At 40.9% G+C, this 2,481-nt stretch carries 3 protein-coding genes; 2 read left to right on the forward strand and 1 reads right to left on the reverse strand.

Translation table 11 applies throughout. From position 1 onward, the window contains the following. On the reverse strand, positions 1–543 hold a 543-nt coding region (locus G3O08_RS20530), incomplete at its 3' end, for a hypothetical protein (RefSeq protein ID WP_163287323.1). 692 nt (positions 544–1,235) lie between these two features. On the opposite strand from G3O08_RS20530, the gene G3O08_RS20535 reads away from it, so the two are divergent. Together G3O08_RS20535 and G3O08_RS20540 are read left to right on the forward strand one after the other, a co-directional pair. Beyond that, a complete protein-coding gene (locus G3O08_RS20535) occupies positions 1,236–1,628 on the forward strand; it encodes a pyrophosphohydrolase domain-containing protein (protein WP_163287324.1) in 393 nt (130 codons plus the stop codon). Continuing rightward, on the forward strand, positions 1,618–2,127 hold the full coding sequence (locus G3O08_RS20540) for a DUF4442 domain-containing protein (protein WP_163287325.1): 510 nt from the start codon (positions 1,618–1,620) through the stop codon (positions 2,125–2,127). The genes G3O08_RS20535 and G3O08_RS20540 overlap by 11 nt, the downstream gene beginning before the upstream one ends. Positions 2,128–2,481 lie beyond the last annotated feature (354 nt).

Here is a 2,481-nt window from a genome sequence, read left to right on the forward strand (position 1 = left end):
ATTTGGATCGTTTGAGTCGAGACCATCACCAAATTCCCAGGTCAAACTCTCGTAGCCTGTGGGGGTGGGCGAAACATTAAAACCCATAGATTCGCCTGCGCAAATAAGGGTATCTGTAGTGGTAACGATATAGTCCGGAATATTCTCTACATGAATTGTCAGTGTATCTCTCAATATTTCATTACATTTTGTAACTGCTACAATGATGTCCACATCTTCGGAGTTGCCAAGCGGGTTATTGAACAACACCTCAATATGAGGTGAATTATTACCTGCAACAATACTTCCCATGGCGGGATCTAATATTTTCCATTGGTACAGGTCGCCGCCGGTGTAATTTACATCAAACGCCCACTGGGAGCTTCCGCAGACGGTGAGGTTGGCTGGGGCGTCAGTGGTTAGGGTGATAGATGGTGGCGGTGGGTCATCACAGGGAAAAATTGATCCTGATTTGGTACGTGTAGTTTGTCCGTTTGAAACAAATGAAACCATGTTGCTGGTCAGAAAAAATAGCGTAAACGGAATTTTATAAAGTCTTTCCATAACTAAGCGGGTTTAGTAATCTTAAAAGTAATGTCTACGTTTTTTTCGGTATTATATTTAATTCTAATCGCTGCAAATTGATCCTATTCAGAAAATCCTTAGCGCCTTTTGCGTAGAATCTCATGCCTGCGGCTTGATCTGGGATTTGCGGTCTTTGCGGTTAAAAAACGAACTCTGTTGACAAGACAACCAATCGATCAAGCATATCCAGTACAGTAAAACTTCACAGTTTTGCTATTCGCAAATAACCACTCTGAAATCAAACTGGTATCGTATGGATGCTCGCACAAACCATCGTATAATTTTTATCCTTTTATATGTTACACCGTTTTAGCCGCGACCTACCTTCTTCACATAGCCCTCTTGAGGTATTGGCTGCCGAAAATGAATTACTTGAGCATTTTCGGTTTTAATTCTTTTCCCTATGTCATCTTCTCAATCACTTTATCGATTGAAAACTTTCTTCTTGATTTGCAATGTAAGCACAATTTCTGAATACTTAACAAATTTTTTATTCGCATTCGATTTTTTTTACACTCAATTAAAGGTTTTATGCCAAGCAATTAATGCGTTTTGAGTCCCATAGCCCGATTTCAAAATCATAAATCTGAAATCCTAAATCTGAAATCCTAAATCCAAAATCTGAAATCTGAAATCAAAACATTATCTTGCTCCTTGAAAAATCCAAATTGATGAAATTAGAAGAAATGATCACCATGGTACGTACCTTCCACGATGCCTTTGGGATCGAAAATGCAACAAGCCAAAAAGCAAAACTAACTGAATCTGATTTTCTGCTGCGCTACAAACTTATGCGCGAAGAGAATGAAGAATACTTAGAAGCTGCTCAAAATGGTGATATTGTTGAAATTGCCGATGCGCTCGGCGATATGCTTTACATTTTATGTGGAACAATTTTAAGCCATGGCTTGTCGGATAAGATGGAACCTGTATTTCGCGAAATCCAGAAAAGCAATATGAGCAAGCTGGATGAAACCGGAAAAGCCATTTACCGCGAAGACGGAAAAGTGCTGAAGGGAAATTTATATTTTAAACCAAATATCGCTGCTATCCTTGAAAGTTGATCTCTCAAAATACCTCAATGAAGCCCAAGCAAGCAAGTGGGCGCTACGTAAGCTGAATATCGCACTTGGATTTGGAATTCCATTTAATAAGCCCCACGGAATAAAAATCACAAAGGTTGAAACCAATGCAGTAGTAACCACTATTCCGCTAAAGCGTAAAAATCTGAATCATATTAAAGGTATTCACGCATGCGGCCTCGCAACAACAGCGGAGTTTTGCAGCGGACTAGTATTGCTGCGCCGGCTTAACCCGGCAAAATATCGGTTGATAATGCAAAAGATTGAAGTGGAATACCACTATCAGGCAAAGCATAGCTGCAATGCGCGTTTTGAGCTTGACGATGCACTTTTTGAATCAGAAATTCTGGCTCCGCTCAATAAAGATGGCGTGGCGTTTTATACCTGCGAAATACCGGTGCATGATGTAAAAGGAAATCACGTGTGCACCGCTTATACGCGCTGGCAGATTAAGGGGTGGGAGAAGGTGAGGACTAAATAATAGGCAATAGGCAATTTGCAATTTGCAATAAGCAATGAGCAATAGGACATATGCAATTGGCAATGAGCAATAGGCAGTTTGCAATATGCAATAAGCAATGAGCGCAGCAGTCGCTTCGCGTCTCGCGAGGGACTTTTTATTCAGGCGTTTCGCCTGGTTTTCTCAATTAAGTATTGTTCAACTAATACTCACTCTAAGTTGGTGTCTACAGCTATAAACTATTTCATTTGATTTTGATAAAATTGGCTAATAGCGAACCTGGCGAGACGCCAGAAAAGGCAAGCCTCGCGAGACGCGAGCCTTTGTGAGTTCGCAGTCGCTTCGCGTCTCGCGAGGGACTTTTTATTCAGGCGT

The organism is Cryomorpha ignava (assembly GCF_010686655.1).
In the GTDB taxonomy this organism is placed as follows: domain Bacteria; phylum Bacteroidota; class Bacteroidia; order Flavobacteriales_D; family Cryomorphaceae; genus Cryomorpha; species Cryomorpha ignava.

Excerpts from the sequence above, each read along its gene's own strand:
- G3O08_RS20535 (WP_163287324.1), top strand. The coding sequence starts at position 1,236 with ATGAAATTAGAAGAAATGATCACCATGGTACGTACCTTCCACGATGCC.